Source organism: Leptospira tipperaryensis (genome assembly GCF_001729245.1).
GTDB lineage: Bacteria > Spirochaetota > Leptospiria > Leptospirales > Leptospiraceae > Leptospira > Leptospira tipperaryensis.
This window is the reverse complement of sequence record NZ_CP015217.1, coordinates 1,647,389-1,661,337: the sequence shown is the minus strand read 5'-3', so window position 1 is coordinate 1,661,337 and position 13,949 is coordinate 1,647,389. Positions and strand designations below refer to the sequence as shown.

Here is a 13,949-nt window from a genome sequence, read left to right as displayed (position 1 = left end):
ATGAGTGGCAACTTCCTATCTTTTGCTGAATTCCAACAAATTTCTTTCCATCGGTTCCCGGAAAGGACCGTTAAAAAAAAGAAAATGGTTTCCCGATTCGGATTCGTTCTTTAAGACATTCTTATGTTTCCTCAAAAGAATCAATCGAAGAGAGTCCTTTGTCTTTTGATTTTCTTTTGTCTCTTCTTTGTATCCTGCGAAAAAATTTTCATCATCGAAAGACCTCCAAAAGTTTCCGAGGGAGTCTTGGATCTTCGATCCGTTTGGAATTTTACGAACAAAGGGAATTTAAGTTTGGATGGAAATTGGGAATTCTTTTGGAAGCAACTCTACTCGGAGATCCGAGATTCCACTCTAAAAGAGAAACGTCTACAACCACTCGAATTCGTAAACGTTCCCGATTCTTGGACCAACTATAACAAGGATGGAAAGTATTATCCCGGCTTCGGTTATGCGACATACCGAATGCGCATTCTTTTAAACGAACCCCAGAGCGACATGTCGATCAAGATGCTCGAAGCCGCCACCGCTTACAATCTTTATGTGAACGGAGTCAAGGTTCTCTCGAGTGGAACCGTTGGAGTTTCTTCGGAGACGAGCAGCCCCTTATATCGACCGGCGGTCAGCCAATCCTTTGTCTTAGGAAAAGAGAACGAAGTCGTCATCGAAGTTTCCAACTTTGCACATTCAAAAGGCGGAGTCTGGGCAAAGGTTTTGATCGGCAAACACGCAGAGTTGAACACGCTTCGTGAAAGAACGATTTGGCTAGACCTTTTTATCACCGGAGGATTATTCATCGGGGTTTTGTATCATTTCAGTCTTTTCTCTCTCTTACGCAGAGAACTTTCTCATTTCTATTTTACTCTCATTGGACTCGTAGCGATTTTAAGAATCGTATTAACGGGAGAACGTCTTTTATTCACTCTTTTTCCAAACTTTGATTTTAATCTGAGCTATCGACTCGAATTGCTTTCCGTGTATATCGGAGGTTTTATCTTAGCTCTTTTTTTACGTTCGATGTTTCCGAACGAGTTTCATAAAAAAGCGGCTTATACATTTGTCGCGGTTTTTTCCTTTTTATCGGCGATCATTCTCGTGACGGATCTCGCATTCTATTCAAAGACCCTCCCCGTCTTTAGCTTCTTTGTATTTATCGAATGTATTTATATGGTGTATGTATTGATTTGCGCCATTCGCAACAAACGTGTCGGCGCTTGGATCGGATTTTTAATCTGTATTCTTCTTTTTTTGATTATCATCAACGATCTTCTTTATGCGAACATGATCATCAATACTTCCTACTTTATTTCCTACGGTATATCGATCTTTTTTATCGCACAGGCCTTTATCATTTCAAAACAATTCGCGATTTCTTATTATCTTTCTCAAAAACTCAGCGTTGATCTACAAACTTCCAACGATCGATTGATTTCTTTGGATAGACTCAAAGACGAATTTCTCGCGACAACTTCTCATGAACTCAGAACTCCGCTTCAAGGAATCATCGGCATCGCGGATTCTTTAAAAAGAGGAGCGGGAGGAGATCTTTCCGTATTTGTGGAACGACAATTGGGAATGATCGTCTCGAGCGGAGAAAGACTTTCCAGTTTAGTAAACGACATCCAGGACTTTTCCAAACTCAAACACAGCGATCTCAATCTCAGAAAAATTCCAGTAGACATCAAACAAGCCGCCGACTTCACATTGGACTTAAACCGCGTCAACGCGGATCCGTCTAAGATAGTTTTGTTAAACGAAATCGAAGCCGATTTTCCTCCCCTCATGGCCGACGAGAATCGACTCCAACAAATTCTACAAAACCTAATCGGAAACGCGATCAAGTTTACGGAAACGGGAAAAATCGTAGTAAGCGCCAAAAGAATCGACGAGGATACCGCCGAAATCAGCGTGACCGATACCGGAATCGGAATTCAAGAAGATCAACAAAAAAGAATATTCGAATTCTTTGAAAGAGTTCAATCCGGCGACGCGGGAAACGCGGGAGGAACTGGCTTAGGACTTACGATCAGTCGCGCACTCGTCGCCTTACACGGCGGAGAATTAGACGTTGAATCTAAGTTAGGCGAAGGTTCGAGGTTCTATTTTACGATTCCGATTTGCAAAGACATACCCGATTCTCAAAAGAAAAAAAAGAATAAGAATTCAAATTCTTTTTCTCAACTGGAAACTGTCGCATCCGATGAAGGAGAATGGAAGAATCAGGAAACGAACCACAAGATTCGAATTCTTGTCGTAGACGACGAACCCGTCAACTTAGAAGTCATTCAGAATTATCTTTCGCTCCGCAACATCGAATGTCTCGTCGTTCAGAGCGGAAACGACGCCTTGGAATTGCTCAAAACAGATACGAACTTTCAAGCGATGATCCTGGACGTGATGATGCCTCGTCTTTCCGGTTTGGAAGTCGCAAGAGAAATCCGTAAACGCCTGAGCCCTATCGACCTACCGATCCTCATGGTTTCGGCAAAGAACCGGGACAGCGATCTCATCGCAGCATTGAACGCCGGAGCAAACGATTATTTAGTAAAGCCCTTTGACTTTGAACAGTTGATGAACCGAGTCAACAATCTACTCGAATCGGTCCAAGGTCATAAGGAAAGACTCGAAAGGGAAAATGATAAACGAGAAGCGATTCAACAAGTCAGACAAAAAATCAACATCGATCTTCACGATCATCTCGGGGCGAAACTGATCGATCTAAAATTTCTTTCCGAAGAACTTCTCAGCGGAACGATAGAACCGAATCGAAATCTTTTCGAAAAAATTCACGGAACGGTAAATCAATCCATCGGAATGCTACGCGAACAAATGTTAAAGATAGAAGATCTCAATCTCGTCTCCGAAAATTTTATCACTGGCGTGAATCTTGTCCTTCTCAGACGTTATTCGGACGCTGGAAGAGAAATCGATTTTCAGTGCGAAGACGAACTCTTGGAGATCTTCGAATCCCACAAAGACGAAGCGAGTCTCATGGAATTTTTTGGAATCATCAACGAAGTGACGAACAACGATCTAAAGTATGGAAAGGGAATTTCGATTTGGAATTTCTCACTCAAAGATAAGGAAATTCGAATGGATATGAGATCGGAGTCCGGTTATAAACTGACGAACAACCGATCCGGAAGAGGAACCGAAAATTTGATCGAGAGGATCGTAAAGCTCGACGGTAAAATGGAAATGGCGCTTTTACAAAACGTATACTCGATCGCTCTTCAAATCAAGGCCGATCGTTTTTTAACGATTTGATACCGCATAAGAATTAAGGATGAACATGACAACAAAGAATATAAAGATCGGAATTGTTGAAAACGACGAAAACTATAAAAACCAAATTTTAAAGGTTTTAGAATCCGTCCCGGACGTCGAAGAAATTCTTCACTGGGAGTCCGCGGAATCCTTTTGGAAGGACGCAAAAGGTCGCACGTTAGACATCATCTTCTTAGACATTCTTCTTCCCGGAATGACTGGAGTCGATCTCGCTGCAAAACTTTCTGAAAGAGATCCCGCGATCAGCAAGATCATGCTGAGTAATATGAACTCGGACGAACTCATCTACAACTCACTTCGATACGGCGCGATCGGTTATATTCTTAAATCCGAATTAAAGGACATCTTAGAAGTCATAGATACCGTGTTGCGCGGCGGGGCGATCATCACTCCAACGATCGCGTTTCGGGTTTTAAACAGTTTTAAACTAAAAAAAGTAGCTGACGGAGTCAAACTGACCAAAAAAGAAAAAGAGATTTTGGATCACATGGTTACCGGAAAAACGATCAACCGAGTGGCCGAATTCTTAGGCGTGAGCAAATATACGATCCAACATCACGTAAAGAATATATACAAAAAATTGAATGTTCACAACAGAGCCGAATTGGTTAAAAAAGCGACCGATTTCGGCTTGCTTCCCATGAGCGGTTCCAACCTCGGAGAAAAACAGGATTAAGATTTCAGAATGGAATCTATGTTTGTATGTTCCATTCCGAATGCATCCGATACAGCCTTGTATGTGATTTTACCCAAGACTACGTTTAGCCCTTTTCTGATTTCCTCCGAAGAAATCGCCGCCTGCTTCCAACCTAAATTCGCAATTTCTAATACATAAGGCAGGGTCGCGCTCGTCAACGCAAGAGTCGAAGTTTTGGGAACCGCTCCCGGCATATTCGCGACCGAATAGTGAACGATTCCGTCAACGATATAGATCGGATCCTCGTGCGTGGTCGGCACTGAAGTTTCAAAACAACCTCCTTGATCAATTGCGACGTCGATCAACACGGATCCCTTCTTCATCGTTTTTAGATGATCCCTTGTCACGAGTCTCGGCGCTTTTGCGCCGGGATACAAAACGGATCCGATGACGACGTCGGCGATTCTTAATAACTCTCGAATCTTGGAAGGACTGGAAGAGAGAGTGATACAGTTGCTCGGCATAATCTCCGAGAGATATCGAAGTCGATCCGCGCTTGTATCCAAAATATAAACCCGAGCTCCGAGTCCGGCCGCGATCTTTGCCGCGTTCGTTCCTACGATCCCTCCTCCGATGACGACCACGACTCCAGGTTCAACGCCGGGAACTCCTCCCAAAAGAACTCCGCTACCTCCGTGGATCATCTCCAAATACTTGGCTCCTTCCTGTGCGGCCATCCTTCCCGCGATCTCGCTCATCGGGATCAAGAGCGGTAGGGAACCGTCTTTTTCTTGGATCGTTTCATAAGCAACGCACACGGAGTTTGTTTTCATAAGTGCAAGGGTCAGTTCCTTGGAAGCGGCGAGGTGCAGATACGTAAATAGGATTTGATTCTCCCTTAAAAGAGAATATTCGGAAGGTTGCGGTTCTTTTACGTGAAGAATCATATCAGATTTTTTGAATATATCAGCTCGATCAGTAAGAATCTCCGCTCCGTGTTCCACATACTCTGAATCCGGAAATCCGCTGTTTATACCTGCGTTTTGCTCCACATAAACAGTATGTCCGTTGTGTTTTAGAATCTCCACACCCGCCGGAGTCATACTGACTCGATTTTCGGCGATTTTGATTTCTTTTAGGATTCCGATTTTCATGTTTCTCTCGCTCTGATCTCTTTGTGTTGGATAGAATCGGCTCAGATTCTATTGTTTGATACAATTCCGCAATTGATTTTATTCAAAGTTTTTCTTTCCGGAACAAAAATGATTCCCCTTTTGTATAAGAAAATGGATGAAAGAATTTGCTTTAGGTCACTTCACGAATCGTGAATATTTCATCCAAAGATATTAAAACGACACGTTTCCTTTCTTTGAAATACTTAGGATTCATCCGTTTGGTAACGTCATTTTGATTCTTACGAATCCCAGCTCTAAAACTAACGTTTCTGATTCTATAAAAATCAGAATGCCTCATTTGTAAGCATAGCATAACGTTCTTCTCTAATTTCAAAAATAAAAGAATCCGATACAAAAATGAAATTCTTAAAATGATTCTTGCAAACTTTATTCGTCTGAAAAACAAAAGACGCAGATGCCTAAGACAAATTTCGATATACTTTGGATCATTCTTTCCTCCGGACTTGTTTTCTTTATGCAAGCGGGCTTTCTTTGTCTTGAGTCCGGTCTCACGAGAACAAAAAACTCGATCAACGTAGCGATCAAAAATATAACGGACTTCGGCATTGCAACTTTAATCTTCTACTCCGTCGGCTTCGGCCTTATGTTCGGAACTTCCTCCTTCGGCTTGATCGGTTCCGATTCTTTCTTTCCTGAATTTTCAACGGCTCATCCTGAGATCGCGGTCTTCTTTTTGTTTCAACTGATGTTTTGTGGCACCGCCGCTACGATCGTATCGGGAGCTGTCGCGGAACGTATGAAGTTCGGCGCGTATATCGTGGTCACGATCGTGATCTCGGCCATCATCTATCCGATCTTCGGTCACTGGGTTTGGGGAAAGGATCTTTTAAACTGGGAAACGGCGACGGGTTGGCTTGCTAAATTAGGTTTTGTTGACTTTGCCGGATCGACGGTGGTTCACAGCGTCGGCGGTTGGGTCGGACTCGCGGCGATGCTACTCTTAGGCAATCGTTCGGGAAGATACGCGGAAGACGGATCTGTCCGTTATATCACGGGTCACAACCTTCCTCTTGCGATGCTCGGAACTCTGATTCTCTGGCTTGGATGGATCGGATTTAACGGAGGAAGCACGTTAGCCTTCACCGCGTCCGTTCCCAAGATCATCGTCAATACGATGTTCGCCGCAGCGAGCGGCATGGCCGCCTCTCTTATCTACGGCTGGATCCGACTTCAATACGCGGAAGCCACTCTTCCCTTAAACGGCGCGTTAGCCGGTCTTGTCGCGATCACCGCTTCTTGTCACGCGGTTAACTCCATCGATTCGGTCTTGATCGGCTTTGTCGCGGGAATCATCATGTATGAAACGAGATCCCTTCTGGACAGACTACAGATAGACGACGCCGTCGGTGCGATTCCAGTGCATCTCGCGGCGGGAGTCTGGGGAACGATCGCAGTCGGTCTCTTTGGTAATTTGGAAATTTTAGGAACGGGCCTTACTCGGTGGGAACAGATCCAAGCACAAGGAATCGGAATTCTTACTTGTTGCACCCTCGCTTTCGGTTTAAGTTATCTCATCCTCGGTTTGATCAATCGGTTTTTTAAGTTTCGAGTTTCGGAATTAAACGAGCAGAAAGGTTTAAACTATACGGAACACAGGGCCACGACCGAACTCATCGATCTTTTTCTCGAGATGGAATACCAAAAAAGAACCGGCGACCTCAGCAAAGATCTTTCGATCGAACCTTTTACGGAAGTCGGCCAGATTGCGGAACGATACAATTCAGTTCTCGGAAGAATTCGGATGAACATCAAAGAAAAGGAAATTCTCACAAAACAATTGGAAGAGAATCTCAATCTGATCCAAAACGATCTTTCCACCGCAAAAAAAATTCAATCCGGAATTCTTTCTCAAAAAGATAGAACGATCGGAGAACTCGAAATCATAGTACGTTATCTGCCACTGAGTGAAGTCGGAGGGGACTTTTTTGATATCATGGAACTGCGCCCCGGTCTGACTCGATTTTTTCTTGCCGACGCGACCGGGCACGGAATACAAGCCGCCCTCATCACTATGGCGATCAAGGCCATCTACGAATCTCTAAAACGCGGAATTTACAGCGTGACCGAAATATTATATCATTTAAACAACGAATTCTTAAACACATTCAAAAACTTGAATCAATTCTTTACTTGTATCGTATTGGATATCGATACGAATTCTGGAAACATTCGTTACGCGTCGGCGGGCCATATTCCACAGTATCTCATCTTTGAGGACAAAATTCTAAAGTTAGAAAAAACGGGAAGGATCGTAGGAGCCATTTCCAAAACGGAATACACTTCGAACGAAATCAAAATCAAACCGACTTCCAAACTTGTACTTTTTACGGACGGACTGGTGGAACAGTGGAACGACGAAAAGGAGGAATTCGGAGAAGACAGGGTCGAAAAGATCATTCACTCGATGAACTCAAAACCTCTTCGAGAAGGGATCGACTCGTTGTTAAACGAACAAGAAAAATTCTTATCCGGAGTCGCCAAACAAGACGATATCTCGATCATCGGAATCAACTGGAAACAAAACGGAGTTTGAAATCAAAGTTCGTTTTGATCGAGCAAACTTCTTTAAAAAAAATTCGATAAATTTCGAACAACAGAGTATGTTTATTCGGAATCTCCGCTCTTGGAAGACTCGAATGCTTTAATTCCAAAAATCCTGCTGAACGTCGTTCCCTTCACGGTTGTCGTTCTACTATAAATAAACTTAAAGAAAGAGGTTTTCTCGTATCCCGTCTGCGCCTCGTATTCGTGATTCCAGATCAAACCGCCGATGGCCGGAAAGCCGAAAATTCCTCGGTTTTTAAATCCTCGCTCCGCCTTAGTTTCGGAAAAGTAAAAGAGCCCGCCCAACACTTTTGTGGATTCCTCTTTGTAAACTTCGGAACGATTGTTATAGTAGATCAGACCAAAAAGACCGCCTAACGTCAAAGAGCCGTCCTTATCCTTCGAATGATAGGAAAGAATCGGAGGAAGCAAAAGAGAATAGCTGTCTGAAGTTTCACCGTATCGATAGATCGGAAGAAAATTCTGAATTTTCTCCTGAGGAGAATTGAGATAATGAATCCAAAGAAAATTCCAGTCCGTCATTTGCGGAGTAGATTCGTATCCGGCCAAAACTCCGCCTAACACAGACCAACGAGTTCTATCCTTTTCAAACTGGGAATGAAACGCCCCCAAGAACAAAGACAATTCCTTTCTTTGCTCTGAAAGAGAGGATTCTATATCGACAAGATATAAAAAGTTATAACGATTGCTTGTCGAATTCCTTCCCTGGTAGTAACCCATTAAGAAAAAGGAATATTCCTTTTCTTCGCTAAAGGATGTGTAAACGAGCGGAAACAAAAGAAACGTTTTCTCTCCTCCGTTTCGTTCGCTCGAATAATAGAGAGAAGGAAATAGATATAAACTTCTCGTGCCGACCTCGTCGTCCCGTTTGTAATTTAAAAGAATCCCGAAAAGATTTGTGTGAGAGCGGATCTGCCCTTGTCTTTCGTTAAAACTTCTATAACTAACGATCGGAACGATCCAGCGGTAATAATCGTAGTCCTTGTGATCCGAACTCTTATAAAAGAAAAGAGGAAACAGATAAGAACTCGTCTCGTGTTCGCCGTCCATTCCATTTTTCTCATATCCGAACAAGGAAAAAGCCGCCTTGAAAGATGTAAATTCAGAACTCTTGTGAAGATACTTCGTATTTTTATAATTGGCCAAAAACAACCAATCAAATCCCCAGACATCTTTTTTGACCTTGTCTTCTCGAATGCGTTCTTCAAAAGTATAGAGCAACGGTATCGGAAGAATCGGGAAAAATCGATTTGTATATAGATTCGCTTCCTTTCCTTCTTGGACATACTTTGTCTGAAAGAATAAGGGAGTAAAAGTTGCATAATCCACATAACCCTTACGAGTGACCTCTTCCTTTTGAAACCAAAAAGGAAGAAGCATGGATCGTTTGAGCCCCGTCTTTTGATCCGTCTTCGTTCCGGCTAAGATCAGAATATTTGTTTCGGAAGAAGTCGGAGTTTCTTCATTGGAATAAAGAATCGGAATCAAAGTAGAAGAATACGTTTGAACTCCGTTCTCTTGTTTTGTTTTTCTAAAAAAGAACAAAGACGCATTCCAAGACTGACTCCTCCGCTGAAGTTCTACTTCTGAAGAATAACCTCCGAGAAGTCCTAAGAGCATTCTAAATTCGAAACTCTGTTTTTTCAGAAGCGGAAAGTTCTTTTGTTCCAGGTCCGCCAAAAACAACCAAGTCCAACCGTTTGTTTCGGTTCTAGTTTCGGCTTCCGTCACACTTTCATAGGTGTAAAAAAGAGGAATCGGAAAGATCGTATAAAATGTGTTATCCGAATACGTATCCAGTTTCGAAGTCCCTTGTTTTAAACTTTTATGAAAATAAAAAAGAGAAAACACGGAAGAATCGATTTGCCCAAAAGGATTTCTCTCTTTCTCATAATAAATTAACGGAGGGAGAATAAGCCTTTCGTCCTGAGTGACCGCATTCTTTTTATAACTAAAGATCCACGCAAAAGTCGCGTCATAAGAATCGGGAGTACGCTTCGCGGAATAAAAGAAAGGAACCGTATCCGATTTAAACTTCCAAGTCTCCCCTTCGGTGATCGTCTTTCCAAAGTAAAACGGAAAGACATAAAACGAAGATACGTCTTCTTTCTCGTTCTGTTTAAATTTCGAAGCGCCGGTTAAAAGAAGAAAATTCCAAGAGGAAGCTTCCGCCGAAGTAGAACTGTAATGACCGAAAACAAACCGGTATTTTTCCTCATTCTTCCGTCCCCACAGGACAAGAGGAATCGGAAGCACAAAATTCAACTCGGAAACATAAGGTTTATCTAATACGACACTCTCTTTCGAACTGCTATAATAAAAAGGACTGAGCAAAGAAGAGCTCTTTTGTTTTAAGGTAACGTTTTCTCTGGAAGAATATAAGAAAATAGGAGTATAGAGATTTTTCTCTTTCAAGACTGGGCTTCCGTCGCTTATACGATCTTCATAGTCTCTATAATAGAATGGAAAAAACAGACTGTAACCGGAGCCGTTGCTATTCGCGTTCATATGATTGTAATCTTCGGAAGCCTGATAGAACGGAAAAAGAATTCCATGAAAGGAAGAATGTTCGTAGGTTCCCGTCTTTTCTTTGGTGCGATAAAAGAATATACTCTTTGTTTCCAAGGAAGAAGCGGACTCCTTATGAGCAAAAAAAGGAAAAAAACGATAAGCGACTTCCTCTTTGGATTTTGAATAACGTATCAGCGGCCAGAAAACTGAATATTCTCTTCGATCCTTTTCCTGCTCCATGACAAAAAGAAAAATCCCAAGAGATCTTACAAAGTCGGTTCCTTTTTTTTGCTCGGCGTAGAGCGGAAATACGACACGATACGACTCGTCTCCGATCGTTCCCCAGAAAGTCGGCAAGGGAAGCGGAAAGGCGAAAATTTTATCCTCGTTGTTCTTTCCCCAGGTAAACCAACCGAGAGGAAGAATCCGAAAGTGTTTTTTATCGTCGCCGGATTGATAACTCGCGATTCCGAATAACGCTTCCCAACCAAAATAATTTCTGGAATTCTCTCTTGCTAACTTTTTGTAAGATACAAAGTTCGATCCTTCCTGAGGCGGACCTTGTTTTTTTTCCTCTCCAACAACCGCGATCCTGACGTCTTTTTTGCCGCCAAAATTTTTCTGACTCTTCACTTGCGGAGAAACCGGAATCGGTTCCTCTTTTTTCTCGTCGTCAAAAAAGGTCAGGGGATTGGAAACTTCCTTCCGTAAAGATATGCTAAAAAGATTATATACAAAAGCGTAATCCAGATCCACATAGAATTCTTTACCGGATTGGCTCGACTTCAAGGAAGTTTCGAACTTACCTCCGGTTTGGGAAATCGAGATCCCGCCGAAGTAGAGCTCTAAGTTTTTATTCTTCTCATAGTATTTGAGATAAGCAGGAAGAAAAATATCTCCTCTGGAATCCGCATTCTTCCATTGCCAATAAAGAGGAGCTACAAAACTGGAACTCGTCTTCTCTTCTCTGTTTTCGGATGAATAATAGAGCAAGGCCCAATCTCGATCCACACCGGGAGAACGAAGTCGATAATGAAGCGGACTAAAAGAAACGTAATTCCGATCGTCGCCTCCGAATCGATAGTAAAAAGGCAACCAGAGATTATATTCATTTTTTTGATAGTAGTGCAGAGGAAGGATCGTCCTCGTAGTTGTATCGCCCGACGCATTCTTCCAGCGATAATACAAACCCGCCAAACCTAAGAAAGATTCTCCGGTCCTCTCTTCGGAAGAATAGTAAAACGGATAAAACCGTTTAAAGGAAGAATCGTTTGAGCTATACTCGTGATAGCCGAGAATAAACAATTCGTCTTCCTTGGCGGAATTGTATTTATAATAAAAGGGTGCGATGGTTTGTTTTTCGGTTTCGGATCCCGTCTGAAAGAAAAAAAGTAAGGGCATCGCGAGATAAGAATTCTTTTTATGAAAGTAGAACGGAAAGAAGAAGGAGGACAAGTATTCTCCCTTTGCGTCCTTACTCCAATACGCATTTAGGACGAGGGTTTCCGATTCTTGCTTTCGAATATGCCGATAAAACGGAAGAGGCAAAAGTGCGAACTGGGTAAAGTCATCTCCGTCGTAGTTTTGATGATACAACGGAAGGACGGTTAGATACGAATCTTTTTTGTAAAAGAAAATCGGAGCGCTGATCCACTCAACGATCCCCTTCCCTCTCTCGCGTTTGAAATAGGTATTAAAATAGTAGTCGTGATGGACGTCTTCCGAGCGATGCTGATAAAAAAGAGGGCCAGCTCGATTTACGGCCTGATCTCGATCCTTCCAAGAAAAATATACCGGAAACACATGAGTGTATTCATTTTTCTTAAAATAGAAAATCGGGAAAAAAGTCAAAGCGGCCAGTTGATCCTTTTCATATTCGACATAGGTATTGAGAACGTAAGTGCTCGAAGTATTTGAAGTTTTATTTCGATAATACAAAGGCCCCGCAAACGAAGAATCGTCCTTGGAGTTTTCCCAGGAAAAGAAAACCGGAAATAGATGTTTAAATTCGTTCTTCTTATAAAACCAAAACGGAAAGATCGTAACCGCGGACAATCCATCCTTGTCTTTTTTCCAATACGTGTTGATTACGTAATCCTCGGAATAATCCTTTGTGTCCTTGTGATAGATAAGAGGAAAGATATATCGCGAGAATTCTTCTCCGTCGTAGTTGTGATGATACAGCGGAAAGACCGTGAGATAAGAATTCTTTTTGTAAAAGAAAATCGGAGCGCTGATGATCTCGCTCACTCCCTTATCTTTTTCCCATTTCACGTAGGTATTTAGGACGTAGTTGATCTTCTGGGTCGGAGATTCAGAATGATAATACAAAGGACCGGCGTATCCGGATTTTTCTTTGGAATCCTTCCAGGAAAAATATACAGGAAATAAATTTAAGTACGAATTCTCTTTGTAAAAGACAAAGGGAAAAAAAGTAAAAAAGGAATTGGGTTGCCCCTTTGTTCCCGACCAATAGAGCAAAGGCAGAACTCGAAAATAACTCCAGTCCTTTTCTTGTCCCCATTGAAACAAAAGAAAGTTTCTGATTTTATAATCTTCTCCATTCTCTTGTAAATACAAAGCCAAAGGAAGAAATAAGAATTTTGTAGTTTCCGAAGTCATCGAAACCGATTTCGACTTATACCAGCCGATCGGACTAAAAGAATATTCGGAATAAGAATCACTCGTCTTTTCCTCGTCCTGAAACCAAACCGGAGAATAAATCGTGAACGTCTTGGATTCTTTATTGGATCTGGATTGATGATAAAAAGGAAAAAAGGTAAACGAATAGTCCTCTCTTGTTTTTTCCGCCGAGTAATGAAGTAGAGGAAAGAATCGGAAAAATCTTTTTTCCAAGTCGTGGCCCCAGTGAAACAAGGCGAGCGTAGTTTTAGATTCTTCCGGAGATTCTTTGTTAAATAAGAGCAAAGGGAGAATCATCGTCGAAGTCGATTTTACTCCGCCGATCAATTCATTCTCCTTTGCGATCAAGGGAAAAAATCCGGGAAACATGAAGAAACTTTTTTCAAAGCCGGGCCCGGACGAACTCGAGTTGTAACCCAACCAGTAAAAGTTAGTCGACTCCCGATATCCTGCTCCGCCCCCGGAAGGAGCCACGGTTCGACGATAAAAAACGGGAGAAAGAAAAGTATTGTCTTGGATTCCTTCCAGATTCAGACTTCGATAGCTGTAGATCGGAAAGAGATAACTTTTAGATGCGTTACCCGACTTCGCTTCAAGAGAATTATAAATTGGGAATATTCTAAATTGCTTAAATTTTGGATAATCCGTCTTTCGGATAAACCAGAGGACGTGAAACGAACTGTGCCCTTCCCAGCGTTCCCAGTCCACAAATCCGGCTCTCAAGGGATATTTTTCTTCCTTTTCGCTTCCGAAAATTTCCTTTTTTTCACGAACGAGCTCGTCAAAAGGATCTTCCGTCTGGGACCAAAGAAGCGCGGGAAAAAAGATTAGAATTAAAAGAAATAAATAATTTCGCATCGTATTGGAGTCTTACTTATATCTTAGAGATCGATCTCGACGGTCTTTCGTTTGCCTTTTTCTCCGGAAAGAATTTGAATCTTTTTCTTTGGAACATTCCATTCTTTGGAAAGGGCTTCGATCACGGCTTGGTTCGCCTTTCCTTCCTGAGCCGGTTCACGGACTGCAATCGTTATAGAACCATCCTCCTCTTTTCTGAGAAAGACTTTTTTAGAGTTCGGTTTTACGTGAATCGTAAACTTCATTCCAAC

At 42.2% G+C, this 13,949-nt stretch carries 7 protein-coding genes; 3 read left to right on the top strand and 4 right to left on the bottom strand.

The window, feature by feature from the left end; translation table 11 throughout:
- The first annotated feature begins 246 nt into the window (after window positions 1-246).
- Together A0128_RS07920 and A0128_RS07915 are read left to right on the top strand one after the other, a co-directional pair.
- Entirely contained in the window at window positions 247-3,267 is a 3,021-nt protein-coding gene (locus tag A0128_RS07920) for an ATP-binding protein (protein ID WP_245667216.1), read from the top strand.
- 25 nt (window positions 3,268-3,292) lie between these two features.
- Complete coding sequence (locus A0128_RS07915; protein WP_069609196.1) at window positions 3,293-3,964, top strand: LuxR C-terminal-related transcriptional regulator; 672 nt, start codon at window positions 3,293-3,295, stop codon at window positions 3,962-3,964.
- Here the strand turns inward: A0128_RS07915 and ald are convergent.
- Window positions 3,961-5,079: an alanine dehydrogenase gene (gene ald / locus A0128_RS07910; RefSeq protein WP_069607009.1), complete on the bottom strand. Its 1,119-nt coding sequence runs from the start codon at window positions 5,077-5,079 to the stop codon at window positions 3,961-3,963. The genes A0128_RS07915 and ald overlap by 4 nt on opposite strands.
- Window positions 5,080-5,230: 151 nt before the next feature.
- Window positions 5,231-5,413 (bottom strand): hypothetical protein, encoded by a 183-nt coding sequence (locus tag A0128_RS22055; protein WP_156781795.1) that lies wholly within the window; start codon window positions 5,411-5,413, stop codon window positions 5,231-5,233.
- Window positions 5,414-5,515: 102 nt separating this feature from the next.
- Between A0128_RS22055 and amt the strand changes: the two genes are divergently transcribed.
- A complete protein-coding gene (amt, locus tag A0128_RS07905) occupies window positions 5,516-7,654 on the top strand; it encodes an ammonium transporter (RefSeq protein ID WP_069607008.1) in 2,139 nt (712 codons plus the stop codon).
- A gap of 71 nt (window positions 7,655-7,725) precedes the next feature.
- Here the strand turns inward: amt and A0128_RS07900 are convergent, their stop codons facing one another.
- Both A0128_RS07900 and A0128_RS07895 read right to left on the bottom strand, forming a co-directional pair.
- Window positions 7,726-13,698: an LA_1737 family protein gene (locus A0128_RS07900; protein ID WP_069607007.1), complete on the bottom strand. Its 5,973-nt coding sequence runs from the start codon at window positions 13,696-13,698 to the stop codon at window positions 7,726-7,728.
- A 23-nt stretch (window positions 13,699-13,721) separates the two neighbouring features.
- On the bottom strand, window positions 13,722-13,943 hold the full coding sequence (locus tag A0128_RS07895) for a DUF167 domain-containing protein (RefSeq protein ID WP_069607006.1): 222 nt from the start codon (window positions 13,941-13,943) through the stop codon (window positions 13,722-13,724).
- Between the last annotated feature and the right edge of the window lie 6 nt (window positions 13,944-13,949).

What these genes read in the sequence shown, in the direction of transcription:
- amt (WP_069607008.1), top strand. Translation starts at nt 5,516, where the DNA reads ATGCCTAAGACAAATTTCGATATACTTTGGATCATTCTTTCCTCCGGA.
- A0128_RS07900 (WP_069607007.1), bottom strand. Translation starts at nt 13,698, where the DNA reads ATGCGAAATTATTTATTTCTTTTAATTCTAATCTTTTTTCCCGCGCTT.
- ald (WP_069607009.1), bottom strand. Translation starts at nt 5,079, where the DNA reads ATGAAAATCGGAATCCTAAAAGAAATCAAAATCGCCGAAAATCGAGTC.
- A0128_RS07915 (WP_069609196.1), top strand. Translation starts at nt 3,293, where the DNA reads ATGACAACAAAGAATATAAAGATCGGAATTGTTGAAAACGACGAAAAC.
- A0128_RS22055 (WP_156781795.1), bottom strand. Translation starts at nt 5,413, where the DNA reads ATGCTATGCTTACAAATGAGGCATTCTGATTTTTATAGAATCAGAAAC.
- A0128_RS07895 (WP_069607006.1), bottom strand. Translation starts at nt 13,943, where the DNA reads ATGAAGTTTACGATTCACGTAAAACCGAACTCTAAAAAAGTCTTTCTC.